We start from the raw sequence: 12,239 nt of genomic DNA on the forward strand, positions 1-12,239 counted from the left end.
TCGTCGAAGCGTGGGCTCTCTGCTGGCGCAGAGGCGGGGTGACGTGTACTCCTGTCACGTAAGGGCCAAGGCAAGAGGGCGGCACATTGCTGCGCCCCCGCGCAGGTCACGGCGTGAGAGGAGAGCGTCATGGGAGTGCTGGTCGACGGCGAATGGCACGACGTCTGGTACGACACGGTGGCGTCCGGCGGCCGTTTCATCCGCAAGGATTCTGCATTCCGCAGCTTCGTCACGGCTGACGGCCGTCCGGGCCCGTCCGGCACCGGCGGCTTCGCGGCCGAAGCGGGCCGCTATCATCTCTATGTCAGCCTGGCCTGCCCGTGGGCTCACCGCACCCTGATCATGCGCGCCCTGAAGGGGCTCGATGACATGATCTCGGTATCGGTCGTGCACTGGCTGATGCGCGAGCAGGGCTGGACCTTTGCCGAGGGTCCGGGCGTCGTGGCCGACAGCGTCAATCACGCCGGCCTTCTGCACCAGGTCTACACCGCCGCAGAGCCGCATTATTCCGGCCGCGTCACCGTGCCCGTGCTGTGGGACAAGCAGAAGCGCGCCATCGTCAACAACGAGTCGTCCGAGATCATTCGCATGCTGAACTCGGCGTTCGACGGCGTCGGCGCCAGTCAAGGTGACTATTATCCGCAAGCCCAGCGTGACGAGATCGACGCCATCAATGCGCGCGTCTACGACACGCTGAACAACGGCGTCTACAAATGCGGCTTCGCGACCACGCAAGGGGCGTATGAGGAGGCGATCGGCCCGCTGTTCGCCACGCTCGACTGGCTGGAGGAGCGGCTGTCGGCGCGCCGCTTCCTGCTCGGCAACACCTTGACCGAGGCCGACATCCGGCTGTTCACGACCCTGATCCGCTTCGATGCCGTCTATGTCGGCCACTTCAAGTGCAACATCCGTCGCATCGCCGACTATCCGCATCTCGCAGCCTACACGCGCGATCTCTACCAATGGCCGGGAATCGCCGCGACAGTGAATTTCGAGCACATCAAGCGGCACTATTACGAGAGCCATCGCACCATCAATCCGACCGGCATCGTCCCGGTCGGGCCGCGGCAGGATTTCACCGCGCCGCATGGGCGCGAGCGCCTGGCGACGAATTGACGAGGATCCATGGCGGGTGAACGCAACCTCGATACGCTGCTGCGCACGATGGCTCCCGAGCTGCAGGACGGCGTGTTCGTGTTCTGCACTGTCGACACGCATCAGGACATCCCGGCCGGGCTGACGCCCCTCATGCTGTTCCGGGAGCGCGAAGCGATCACGCTCATCGTGCGGCGCGAGGAAGCAGAGCGGGCAGGGTTGCCCTGCCGGTTCGCCTCGCGCCTGATCACGCTCTCGGTGCTATCAGCGCTTGATGCGGTGGGTTTCCTTGCCGCGGTGACGACGAAGCTCGCGGCCGCCGGCATCAGCGTCAACGCGGTCTCGGCGTTTCACCACGATCATCTGTTCGTGCCGGAAGCACGAGGCAAGGAAGCCGTGCTACTCTTGCATGAGCTGTCTCGCAGCGCCGCCACCTAGCGATGGCAGGACGACGATCAGTCAGGCTTTGCTTCTGCCGACGTGATGCGATCGGCCTCGCCGGAGTCCACTCGGTTTCTTGCGTGTCGTGGCCGGCGACCGCTTCGTGTCACGCGCGGCGCGGGGGGCCGGAGGCCGGCGTGGCGCGATCAGCGTTCGCTCGGCCTGCGCGCGCACCAGGTCCATCAACATCATCGCTGCGGGCGACGGGGTCCGCCCCTTCAGCCGCAGGATGCCGAACTGCGCCATCAGCAGATCCGATGCGCGCGGCTCTTTCAGCTCGGCTACGTTGAGGCGGATCAACTGACCGGAGGCCAGCTCGTGGGTGAGAACGGCGTCGCCCGCGACGAGCACGATGTCGGAGCGAATGGCCATTTGCACCAGCAGGCTCGCGTTCTCGGATTCGAGCGCGACGTCGAAGCCGCGGCCCTCCGGCGCAGCGATGAGCGCTTCCAGGCGCCTGCTGAATTCCGGCGGCAGCGCAACGGAGGCGAAGTGCTGGCCGGCAAGTTCGCGTGCCGAAAGCTCCCGTCGGCGCGCCAACGGATGAGTCGCCCGACAGTAGAAGTATCCCGGAAGGCCGCCGAGCGGCTCGATGTCGAGGCTGTCGTCGGCGCGGATGTCGGTGATGTGCGCGAGGAAGAAATCGAGCTTGCCTTGCTGCAGCACCTCCATCAGGGCGCGCCAATTGTCCTGCACCACGATGATGCGCACGGACGGGTGCTCCGAATACAGCCGCGCCATGGCATCCGGCAGAAGCGTCAGCCCGGTGAAGGCGCCGACGCCCACCGTCACCTCGCCGGCATCTCCCGAGCGGAGCAGGCGCATCTCGCGGCCGAGATCGTCGGCGCCAGACAACAGCGACCGGGCCCGTGCCACCAGCCGTTCGCCGACCGGGGTGATCTCCACCGAGCGCGAGCTGCGGTCGAACAGCCGCATCCCGGCGGCGTCCTCCAAGGTCTGCAAGCTGCGGCTCAGCGCCGACTGCGTGACGTGGGCGCGCTGGGCCGCCCGGGCGAAATGCCGCTCTTCCGCGAGGTAGACCAACTGCTGCAGCTGGCGCAGGGTGGGGGTGTACATCGATGAGCCGAAATCATTGATCCAGCCATAACAATTCATTGGATTTCTGAGACCGTCAATTCCAAAATGGCGCAAATACAAACAGGGGAAATGCCATGGCGGGGTTGGCCAAGTCGCCCCGCGCTGCGGCAGTCTCCCGGCAACAGGCTCTTCTCATGCCCAACGGCGCGCAAGCTCTGATACGGACCCTGGTCAATTCCGGCATTCGGGTCTGCTTCACCAATCCCGGCACCTCGGAGATGCATTTCGTCGCGGCGCTGGATTCCGCGCCGGAGATGCGCGCCGTGCTGTGCCTGTTCGAAGGCGTGGCGACCGGCGCGGCGGACGGCTACGCCCGCATGACCGGCACGCCCGCGGCAACGCTGCTGCATCTCGGCTGCGGCCTCGGCAACGGCCTCGCCAATCTGCACAATGCGCGCAAGGGCAAGGTGCCCGTCGTGAACATCGTCGGCGACCACGCCACCTACCATGTCCCGTATGACGCGCAGCTCCAGTCCGACATCGAGACCGTCGCGCGCAACGTCTCGCCGGAATTCGTCTGGACCTCGCAGGTGACGTCGGAATTGTGCCGCGACGCGGTGGCGGCCGTGAAGGCGGCGTGCTCCTGGCCCGGACAGGTTGCGACGCTGATCCTGCCGGCCGACGTGTCCTGGGGGGAGGGCGGCGTCGCCGAGCCGGCGCCGGTGATCGAGCCGCCGGCGGCCGCCGACGATGCGACCGTGCAGGCGGTCGCCGAGGCGATCAGGGCGGGCGGCCGCAGCGCTTTTCTGCTCGGTGGCACCGCGCTGCACGAGGAGTCGCTGCTGGCGGCCGCGCGCATCGCGGCGGCCTGCGGCGTGAAAGTCTACGCCGAGACCTTTCCGACGCGCATGCAGCGGGGAGCGGGCCTGCCGGCCGTTGAGCGCATCGCCTATCTCGCCGAGATGGCGCAGATCCAGCTCAAGGAGATCGACACGCTGATCCTGGTCGACGCCAAGGCGCCGGTGTCGTTCTTCGCCTATCCCGGCAAGAAGAGCTATCTGCCGCATGACGGCTGCAAGGTGCTGACCTTGTCGACGCCGGCGCAATGCGCCGCGGGCAGCCTGGTCAAGCTTGCGGCCGCGCTGGAGGCCAACAGCGCCACGCCGGCATTGTCACCGGCCTCGCGGCCCGGGCGTCCGCGCGGCAAGAAGCTCACCGCGGAAAAGGTCTGCAAGGCCGTGGGTCATCTCCTGCCCGAGAACGCCATCATCATCGACGAGGCCATCAGCTCCGGCCTGATGCTGTCGAAGTTCACCGCGGGCGCGCCGCGCCACGATCTGATCACCTTGACCGGCGGCGCCATCGGGCAGGGGTTGCCGAACGCGATCGGCGCGGCGATCGCCTGTCCGGACCGGCCGGTAATCGCGCTGATCGGCGACGGCAGCTCGATGTACACGATCCAGTCGCTGTGGACGATCGCGCGCGAGCGGCTCAACGTCACCGCCATCATCTTCAACAACGCCTCCTACTCCGTGCTCAATGTCGAGCTGGAGCGGGTCGGCGCCGAGGAGATCGGACCGAAGGCGCGGGCGCAGCTCGATTTGCACGGGCCGGTCCTGAAATTCGCGCAGATCGCCGACGGCATGGGCGTGCGATCGACACGCGTCACCACGCCGGACGAACTCACCAGCGCGTTGCAGGGGGCGCTGGCACGGCCGGGGCCGCATCTGATCGAGGCGATGGTGCCGCCGGCGCTGACCGGCCTCAAGCTGAAGCTCCTGCCGCATCTCCTGGGATCGCTCGACCGCGTCCCGCTGCCGGTGGCGCGGATGCTCAAGCGCAAGATCGCGCCGTGACATGAGCGCGACGCTGCAATCCGACCTCGTCATCGCCGGCGGCGGTCTCGCCGGCATCGTCACCGCGCTGGAGGCACTGCGCGCCGGCAAATCGGTGACCATCGTGGACCGGGACACGCCGGAGCGGTTCGGCGGGCTGGCGTTGTGGGCATTCGGCGGCATGGCGCTGGTCGGCACGCCGTTGCAGGCCCGGATGAAGATCCCGGATACGCCGGAGATCGCGCTGCGCGACTGGATCAGGTTCGGCGAGCTCGACGCGGCCGAGCACTGGCCGCTGCAATGGGCGCGCTATTACGTCGAGCATTCGCGCGCCGAGGTCTACGATTGGCTGCTGTCGCATGGCGTGAACTTCATGCCGGCCGTGAACTGGGTCGAGCGCGGCCGGCAGGGTGACGGCAATGCGCTGCCGCGCTATCACATCGTCTGGGGCACCTCGCAGCGGCTGACGCGCGTGATGATCGCGGCGATGCGCGCGGCCGATCGTGGCGGCAGACTGACGGTTCTGCACCGCCATTGCGTCGTCGGCCTCGATCGCGCCGGCGGCGCCGTGGCGGGCGTCGTTGCCGTCAACGAGGAGACCGGCGCCGAGATCCGCATCGCGGCCCCGTTGACAGTGCTGGCGATGGGCGGCCTCAATGGCAGCCACCAGGAGGCCCGCGCCAATTGGCTGAAGAGCCGGCCGCTGCCGGCGGCGATGCTCAATGGCGCGCATCCGTTCTCCGACGGCAAGTTGCATCACCTTGCGGCCGAGGCGCTGGGCGCTGAGATCACGCATGCCGGCGAGATGTGGAACTACGCCGCCGGCATCCCGCATCCGTTTCCGCATTTCGACGGCCACGGCCTGTCGCTGGTGCCGTGCAAATCGGCGCTGTGGCTCGACCATCGCGGCGAGCGGATCGGGCCCGAGCCGCTGGTGACCGGCTTCGACACCCATGATCTGTGCCAGCGCGTCGCGGCGCAGGAGAAGCCGTATACGTGGCATCTGTTGAACTGGCGCATCGCCGCCAAGGAATTCGCCATCTCCGGCGCCGAGCACAATCCGCGCATCCGCGACCGGCAGATGCCGATGTTCCTCAAGGAGACGCTGCTCGGCAATCATCGCCTGGTAAGGCAGATGCAGCGCGAGAGCCGGCATTTCCTGGTCGACGAGACGCTGGCTGGCCTCGCCGCCAAAATGAATGCGCTGACCGGCACCGGCGACGTGAAGCCGGAGGTGCTCCAGGCCACCGCCGACGCCTTCGACGCGAACTTTGGGAATGGCGACAAGCTCCACAACGACGACCAGTTGCGCCGCATCCTGCACGCGCGGCAATGGGGGCCCGACAAGCTCCGCACCTGCAAGCCTGCGCCGCTGCAGGCGCCGGGCGCCGGGCCTTACATCGCCATTCATATGCAACTCATCACCCGCAAGAGCCTCGGCGGCCTCAAGACCGATCTGCAGAGTCGGGTCCTCGACACCACGGGCGCGCCGATCGGCGGCCTCTACGCGGTCGGCGAAGCCGCCGGTTTCGGCGGCGGCGGCGCGTCGGGCAAGCGGTCACTGGAGGGCACGTTCCTGCCGGGTTGCATTCTCACCGCACGGGCGGCGGTGCGCGCGATGTGACGGCTACGGGAACCGTACGAGTCAGCGGAACCGCCGCTGAATTATTGCTCGGTCACTGTCGATCCGGTGCTGCTACGTTCGTCTTCGAGGCACATGAGATGGAGACCCGTCATGAAGATCTACTGGATCAAGGCTCAGGCGCCGCGCCGCGTGCTGGCGCTGGTGAAGCATCTCGGCGTCCCGGCCGAGTTCATCGACATCACCGGCCAAATGAAGACGCCGGATTATGCCGCGCTCAATCCCAACATGAAGGCGCCGGTGCTGGTCGATGGCGAGACCGTGCTGTGGGAGTCGACCGCCATCATGGCGCACCTCTGCATCCGCGAGAGCTGCGACATGTGGCCGGCGCGCGATCCGCAGGAGCAGATCGAGGTGCTGCGCTGGCTGGCGTGGACCGATTGCCACTGGGCGCCCGCGGTCGGGCCGTTCTATTTCGAGCACATCGTGAAGAAGACGTTCGGGATCGGTGCGCCGGACCGTGCCGCGCTGGTCGCGAAGGTGCCGAACCTGAAGACGTTCGCCGCCGTGCTCGATGCGCATCTGCGGGCGCGCAGCCACATCGCGTGCGACCGGCTCACCATTGCCGATTTCGCGGCCGCTTCGATGGCGACCGACTGGCGCGAGGCCGAGATGCCGATGGAGGCGTTTCCGAACATCGTGCGCTGGCTCGACGGGCTGATGCGGCTGCCGGCGTGGGCCGAGCCGTGGCCGGAGAAGCGCTCGGTCGCGGCCTGAGGCTCACGGCTGCGCGATGCCGTGGCCGAGCTGCTTGGAGATCTCGGCCGCGCAGGCGCGCAGGCGGTTGGCGAGCGGCGATTGCCAGCCGGCATCGAAGGTGCCGGCTGGTCCCATCGCGGTGATGACCAGCGCGACATGACCGGCGTGATCGAACACCGGCGCGGCGAAGGCATTGACGCCAGGCAGGGGATCGCCGACGGCGCGCGCCAGTCCCTGCGCGCGCACCTCGGCCAGCATCTCCGCCACTTTCGGGCTCCTCAGTGCGCGCTTCGGATTGTAGCCGACACCGAGACGGTCGAGGCCGGCGTCGAGCGCGGCCTTCACCGTCTTCGGCGGCAGGAACGCCGCGAAGGCGCGGCCGGTCGCGGTTTCCAAGAGCGCCATGATCGAGCCGACGCGCATCACGATGTGCACCGGATGGCTCGGCTCCTCCAGCCGCACCACGGTGGGGCCATTGGTGCCCCACACCGCGAGCGAGACCGCGTGATCGATGGCGCCGGCGAGCGCCGCGATCTTCGGAGTGGCGATCCGCACCGCCGACAGCCGCCGCAGGCTGATCAGGCCGAGCTCGAGCGCGAGCGGGCCGATCTCGTAGCGTCCGGTGGTTTCGTCCTGCTCGATCAAACCGATGCGCGAGAAGCTGACGAGATAGGGATGCGCCTTGGCCGGCGGCAGCCCGGCCTCGCGCGCGAGGTCGCGCAGCATCATCGGCTCGCCGCTGCGCGCCAGCGCCTGCAGCAAGGTGCCGCCGACCTCGATCGATTGGATGCCGCGGCTCTCTCGTCCCATGTCTTGTTGTGCCCCTGGTTCGGCGCCGTGCCTACACCGCCAGGAAGCCGCCGTCGACCGGCAGGGTCACGCCGTTGACGTAGGACGCCATGTCCGAGACCAGGAACGCCACTGGGCCGGCGAGCTCCTCCGGCTGGCCGACGCGGCCGAGCGGCGTGCGGCTCATGAAGCCGGCGAGCCGCTCCGGATCGTTGCGGGTCGTCTCCGTCATCGCGGTGGCGATCACGCCGGGCGCGATGGCGTTGACGCGGATGCCGTCGGCGGCGAGCTCGCGCGCCAGCGCCTGGGTCAGCGACTTCACGCCGCCCTTGGAGGGCGAGTAGCCGAGCGTGTTGCTGATGCCGATGAAGGAGGCGACGGAAGCGATGTTGACGATCGTGCCGCGCGTCGCGCGCAACGCGGCGAGAAACGCGTAGGTGACGTTGAACACGCCGTTGAGATTGACGTCGATCACCCGCTGCCAGTTCTGCGCGGCCCGCGGCGAGTCGATATTCTCTCGGATGATGATGCCGGCATTGTTGATGAGAATGGAAATCGGTCCGACCTCGGCGCGTAGCTGCGCGGCCAATGCCGCGCAGCCTGCGGCGTCAGTGACATCGAGCTTGTAGGCCCACGCCTTGCGGCCATGGCCGCGGATCTCGGCGGCGCAGCGCTCCGCACCCTCCATGTCGATGTCGGTGATCACGACATCGGCGCCGCGGCCCGCGAGTCCCAGCGCAATCGCACGGCCATTGCCGTTGGCGGCGCCGGTGACCAGCGCCAGCTTTCCGGCCAACATCTGATGGTCGCTCATGCGGCGCTCCTTTGGCCCGCGCGTTCCGCGAGGTGCCGGCCGGCAATGTAGCCGAAGGTCAGCGCCGGTCCCAGCGTGATGCCGGCACCCGGATAGTTGCCGCCCATGATGCTCGCCATGTCGTTGCCGGCGGCATACAGCCCCTCGATCGGCTGGCCCTGGGCGTCGAGCGCGCGGGCATGCTCGTCGGTGCGGATGCCGGCATAGGTGCCGAGATCGCCGATCACCATCTTGATCGCGTAGAACGGCCCGTCCTTGATCGGCGCCACGCACGGGTTCGGCCCATGCAGCGCGTCGCCCTGATAGCGGTTGTAGGCGCGCGAGCCCTTGCCGAACGTGGGATCCTGGCCCAGCGCGGCATCGGCGTTGAACGCGGCCACGGTTGCTTCGAGCCCCCGCGGATCGATGCCCGTCGTGCTCGCGAGTTCGGCCAGCGTCGCGCCGCGCTTGAGATAGCCGGTGCTCAGATGATGCCCGAGCGGCATCGGGAACGGCGGCACGCAGCCGAGGCCATAGCGGCGCAAGGAGCGGTGGTCGGTGATCAGCCAGGCCGCGATCTCGCGTCCCGGCTTGGCCGCCTTGACCATCGCCTGCACGAAGTCGTGGTAGGAGTTGCCTTCATTGGCGAAGCGCACGCCATCCGCGGTCACCGCGATCACGCCCGGCTTGGCGCGGTCGATGAAGTGCGGCATCACGCCCTTGCTGCCGTCCTTGCGCGTGGTGACGGAGACCGGCACCCAGGCCGCCGCATGCGGCAGGCCATCCTCGACCCGGCCGCCGACGGCTTCCGCGAGCCGCAGGCCGTCGCCGGTGTTGCCGACAGGGCCGGGCGACACATGCTCCTGTCCGGTCGGCGCATGCGGAAACATCGCCTTGCGCCTGTCGACGTCATGCGGGAAGCCGCCGCAGGCCAGCACCACGCCGAGCCGCGCATTGACGCGGATACGTCGGCCCTGGCGCATCACCACGGCGCCGCGCACGGCCTCGCCGTCGCGGATCAGCTCGGCCACCGGCGACGACAGCCAGAGCGGAATCCCGAGATCGAATGCCGACTTCGCCAGCCGCCCCGCCAGCGCATTGCCGTTGGTCAAGGTCATGCCGCGGCCGTGGCGCAGCACGTCCAGCGCATGCTTCGACAGCCGCTTGGCGACGTAGAACGCTGACGCCAGCGACTTGGTCGCGCGCATGAAATGGATGATCTCCTTGCCGGAGCCGAGCATCATGCCGAACACGGTGAGCTCGGGCAGCGGCTGGCCGAGATCCTTGATGTGGTCGCCGAGTTCGCGACCGTCGAACGGCCGCGTGACCATCGAGCGGCCGCCTTGCGTGCCGCCCGGTGCCTCGGCGTGATAGTCCGGAAAGGTCAGCGGCATGTCGAACTTCAGCGCGGTCTTGCTGGTGAAGAAGTCGACCGCCTCCGGGCCCTTGCTCAGGAACGCGTCGACCCGCGCTGCATCGTAGCTGTTGCCGGCCTCGTGGCGCAGATAGCTGCGCGCCAGCTCGGGCGGTTCGTCGATGCCCCAGGCCTTGGCCAGCGACGTGCCCGGAATCCACAGCCAGCCGCCGGAGCGCGCCGTGGTGCCGCCGAAGCGCGGCTCCTTCTCGGTGACGACGACCTTCAGCCCGGCCTGGGCGGCGGTGACCGCCGCCGACAGCCCGGCGCAGCCCGAGCCGACCACCAGCACGTCGCAATCATGGGTTTCGCCGGCCTGGTGATCTGCTCCGCTCATGCGCGCGCTCCTACTTCTTCAGCAGCGGGCACTTGGATTCGGAGACCGGCCGGAACGCATCCTCGCCCTTTACGGTCTTGACGATCTCCAGGTAGTCCCACGGCTCCTTCGACTCCGACGGCTTCTTGACGCGGGCGAGATACATGTCGCGGATGACGCGACCATCCTCGCGAAGCTTGCCGCCGTGAACGAAGGTATCCTCGATCGGCAGCTCGCGCATCTTCGCCATGACAGCCTTGGGATCGTCTGTACCGGCCGCCTTGATCGCCTTGAGATAGTGCAGCACCGAGCCATAGACGCCGGTCTGGATCATCGTCGGCATCACCTTGGCGCGGGCGTAGAACTTCTTCGACCAGGCGCGGGTGGCATCGTCCATGTTCCAGTACGACGCCGTCGTCATGTAGGTGCCTTGCGCCGCCTCGAGCCCGATCGCATGCACGTCGGTGTCGAACATCAACAGCCCGACCAGCTTCTGGCCGCCCTTGACCAGGCCGAACTCGCCGGACTGCTTGATGGCGTTGTCGGTGTCTTGGCCGGCATTGGCGAAGGCGACGACGTCGGCCTTCGAGCTCTGCGCCTGCAGCGCGAACGAGGAGAAATCGGCGGTGTTGGTCGGATGCTTGACGCCGCCCAGGATGGTGCCGCCGAGCTCCTTGATGAAGCGCGTCGCGTCCTTCTCCAGTTGCTGGCCGAAGGCATAGTCCGCGGTGATGAAGTACCAGGACTTGCCGCCCTGGCCGATCACGGCCGAGGTCGTCACCTTCGACAGCGCATAGGTGTCGTAGGTGAAATGCACGGTGTTCGGGCTGCACAGCTCGTCGGTGAGCGAGCTCGCGCCCGGACCGGACAGCAGCGCGATCTTGTTGCGCTCGCGCACCATGTTGTGCACGGCAATCGCGATGCCGGAGTTGGGGATGTCCACGACGGCGTCGACCTTGCCGTTGTCGAACCAGTCGCGCACGACCGTGGTGCCGACGTCGGTCTTCATCTGGTGATCGGCGCTGATGATCTCGATCGGCTTGCCCAGCACGGTGGGCCCGAATTCCTCGACCGCCATCTTCGCCGCCTCGACCGAGCCCGGCCCGCTGTTGTCGCGCCCCCAGCTCGAGAGATCGGTGAGCACGCCGATCCGCACCACGTCGTCGGACACCTGGGCCGAGGCGTGGGTCGAAATGAATGTCGTCGTTGCCAGAAACGCGCAGGCGAGCCACTGCCGTCGCATGAAGATCCTCCCCGTTTGCCCCGCTCTGTCGGCGGTGGCAGCGAGTTAGACATTGACGAATTGGTTTGTCAATTACGAATGGGTGCGATGCAGCGCACAACGACTGTGGAGGTCGTCGCGGATATCGGATGGCGGCTGGGTAGCGCGATGCGCGCTACACGCGCGGCATGATCTGCAATTCGAGCAGCGCCAGTCGTTGCATCGCGGCAGGATCCCGCTCTCCGGTCTTGGCGGCACGCAGCACCGATTCGGCAAGCAGGGTGACATGGGTCGAGCTCACCGGCTCGGGCAGCGCGGCGATGGCACTGTCGAGGGCCTGCGTCATCAGCACGATGACATCAGGCGAAAACGCAGCGTCTGAAAAATCCTTCATGCAGAACTGTCCGCAGCAGGGGCTTCAGTCGAAAATCGGTTGACGCAACGCGTGTTGATGTTGTCGGCAACGCGCCAGCCGCGGCTCCGGTTCCGGCTCTTCCGAGCTTCGGATCAGCAGAATCGCTGATCTGCCATGCGCAAACTGCCCGTCGAGCCAATCTGCCGCAGGCCGATCAGCTTGTGTCGTCGGGCAAATCAGGACGATGCTTCCGCCCATCCCGCCTCACCGAAGGGGCGTTACGCGCGATCGTCACGATACGCGAGGCGGGGAGCGGTGGCCTGTCGGATCGCAGCGTGCTCTATGCGCGTGGACGAACGAGTCCGGCAGGACGATGAAATCGCAGCGTCCTGGCGCCCCGATGCTGGCGTCAAGCCGGCGATGGATGCCTCAGGCATCGCGCTGACGACGGTGGCTAACAAGCCCGGACACCGGGGAGACTGCGTATAAATCGTAAGCCCATCGCGCAGGGAGGGCCGGGTCGTCCGGCTGACCTGTGGTACCTGCCGCCTGCATTTTTTTCGCAGGCGGGCCACGGGCCTCAGTCGAGGTCCGGCCTTC

At 67.5% G+C, this 12,239-nt stretch carries 11 protein-coding genes; 5 read left to right on the forward strand and 6 right to left on the reverse strand.

From position 1 onward, the window contains the following. Nucleotides 1-129 precede the first annotated feature (129 nt). Both QX010_RS22325 and QX010_RS22330 read left to right on the forward strand, forming a co-directional pair. Nucleotides 130-1,116, forward strand: coding sequence for a glutathione S-transferase family protein (locus QX010_RS22325; protein WP_316181913.1), 987 nt, complete (start codon nt 130-132; stop codon nt 1,114-1,116). 9 nt (nt 1,117-1,125) lie between these two features. Then, the gene (locus tag QX010_RS22330; protein ID WP_315803992.1) at nt 1,126-1,533 is read left to right on the forward strand and encodes an ACT domain-containing protein; all 408 of its coding nucleotides are present in this window, start codon (nt 1,126-1,128) and stop codon (nt 1,531-1,533) included. Nucleotides 1,534-1,554: 21 nt separating this feature from the next. Here QX010_RS22330 and QX010_RS22335 read toward each other — a convergent pair whose 3' ends face one another. Then, the gene (locus QX010_RS22335; protein WP_316181916.1) at nt 1,555-2,613 is read right to left on the reverse strand and encodes a LysR family transcriptional regulator; all 1,059 of its coding nucleotides are present in this window, start codon (nt 2,611-2,613) and stop codon (nt 1,555-1,557) included. Nucleotides 2,614-2,768: 155 nt separating this feature from the next. Between QX010_RS22335 and QX010_RS22340 the strand changes: the two genes are divergently transcribed. The 3 genes from QX010_RS22340 to QX010_RS22350 all read left to right on the forward strand — a co-directional run bounded on the left by QX010_RS22340 (nt 2,769) and on the right by QX010_RS22350 (nt 6,768). After that, complete coding sequence (locus QX010_RS22340; protein WP_315803990.1) at nt 2,769-4,430, forward strand: acetolactate synthase large subunit; 1,662 nt, start codon at nt 2,769-2,771, stop codon at nt 4,428-4,430. Nucleotide 4,431: 1 nt separating this feature from the next. Beyond that, nucleotides 4,432-6,033 (forward strand): FAD-binding protein, encoded by a 1,602-nt coding sequence (locus tag QX010_RS22345; protein ID WP_315803989.1) that lies wholly within the window; start codon nt 4,432-4,434, stop codon nt 6,031-6,033. Between the two features lie 111 nt (nt 6,034-6,144). Continuing rightward, entirely contained in the window at nt 6,145-6,768 is a 624-nt protein-coding gene (locus QX010_RS22350) for a glutathione S-transferase family protein (RefSeq protein WP_315803988.1), read from the forward strand. A gap of 3 nt (nt 6,769-6,771) precedes the next feature. On the opposite strand, the gene QX010_RS22355 is transcribed toward QX010_RS22350, so the two are convergent. The 5 genes from QX010_RS22355 to QX010_RS22375 form a co-directional block, all read right to left on the reverse strand. After that, nucleotides 6,772-7,560, reverse strand: coding sequence for an IclR family transcriptional regulator (locus tag QX010_RS22355; RefSeq protein ID WP_315803987.1), 789 nt, complete (start codon nt 7,558-7,560; stop codon nt 6,772-6,774). 31 nt (nt 7,561-7,591) lie between these two features. Continuing rightward, complete coding sequence (locus QX010_RS22360) at nt 7,592-8,353, reverse strand: glucose 1-dehydrogenase (protein WP_315803986.1); 762 nt, start codon at nt 8,351-8,353, stop codon at nt 7,592-7,594. Continuing rightward, nucleotides 8,350-10,083 carry an FAD-dependent oxidoreductase gene (locus tag QX010_RS22365; RefSeq protein WP_315803985.1) on the reverse strand — a complete coding sequence of 578 codons (1,734 nt, stop codon included), beginning with the start codon at nt 10,081-10,083 and terminating at the stop codon, nt 8,350-8,352. The genes QX010_RS22360 and QX010_RS22365 overlap by 4 nt, the downstream gene beginning before the upstream one ends. Before the next feature lie 10 nt (nt 10,084-10,093). Further along, nucleotides 10,094-11,305, reverse strand: coding sequence for an ABC transporter substrate-binding protein (locus QX010_RS22370; protein WP_315803984.1), 1,212 nt, complete (start codon nt 11,303-11,305; stop codon nt 10,094-10,096). Between the two features lie 154 nt (nt 11,306-11,459). Further along, complete coding sequence (locus QX010_RS22375) at nt 11,460-11,678, reverse strand: hypothetical protein (protein ID WP_315803983.1); 219 nt, start codon at nt 11,676-11,678, stop codon at nt 11,460-11,462. Between the last annotated feature and the right edge of the window lie 561 nt (nt 11,679-12,239).

The sequence above is a fragment of the Bradyrhizobium sp. SZCCHNRI1009 genome, from assembly GCF_032487575.1.
Classification (GTDB): domain Bacteria; phylum Pseudomonadota; class Alphaproteobacteria; order Rhizobiales; family Xanthobacteraceae; genus Bradyrhizobium.

Coding starts and splice junctions, on each gene's coding strand:
- QX010_RS22375 (WP_315803983.1), bottom strand. CDS start 11,678: ATGAAGGATTTTTCAGACGCTGCGTTTTCGCCTGATGTCATCGTGCTG.
- QX010_RS22350 (WP_315803988.1), top strand. CDS start 6,145: ATGAAGATCTACTGGATCAAGGCTCAGGCGCCGCGCCGCGTGCTGGCG.
- QX010_RS22370 (WP_315803984.1), bottom strand. CDS start 11,305: ATGCGACGGCAGTGGCTCGCCTGCGCGTTTCTGGCAACGACGACATTC.
- QX010_RS22360 (WP_315803986.1), bottom strand. CDS start 8,353: ATGAGCGACCATCAGATGTTGGCCGGAAAGCTGGCGCTGGTCACCGGC.
- QX010_RS22325 (WP_316181913.1), top strand. CDS start 130: ATGGGAGTGCTGGTCGACGGCGAATGGCACGACGTCTGGTACGACACG.
- QX010_RS22330 (WP_315803992.1), top strand. CDS start 1,126: ATGGCGGGTGAACGCAACCTCGATACGCTGCTGCGCACGATGGCTCCC.
- QX010_RS22345 (WP_315803989.1), top strand. CDS start 4,432: ATGAGCGCGACGCTGCAATCCGACCTCGTCATCGCCGGCGGCGGTCTC.
- QX010_RS22365 (WP_315803985.1), bottom strand. CDS start 10,083: ATGAGCGGAGCAGATCACCAGGCCGGCGAAACCCATGATTGCGACGTG.
- QX010_RS22355 (WP_315803987.1), bottom strand. CDS start 7,560: ATGGGACGAGAGAGCCGCGGCATCCAATCGATCGAGGTCGGCGGCACC.
- QX010_RS22335 (WP_316181916.1), bottom strand. CDS start 2,613: ATGTACACCCCCACCCTGCGCCAGCTGCAGCAGTTGGTCTACCTCGCG.
- QX010_RS22340 (WP_315803990.1), top strand. CDS start 2,769: ATGCCCAACGGCGCGCAAGCTCTGATACGGACCCTGGTCAATTCCGGC.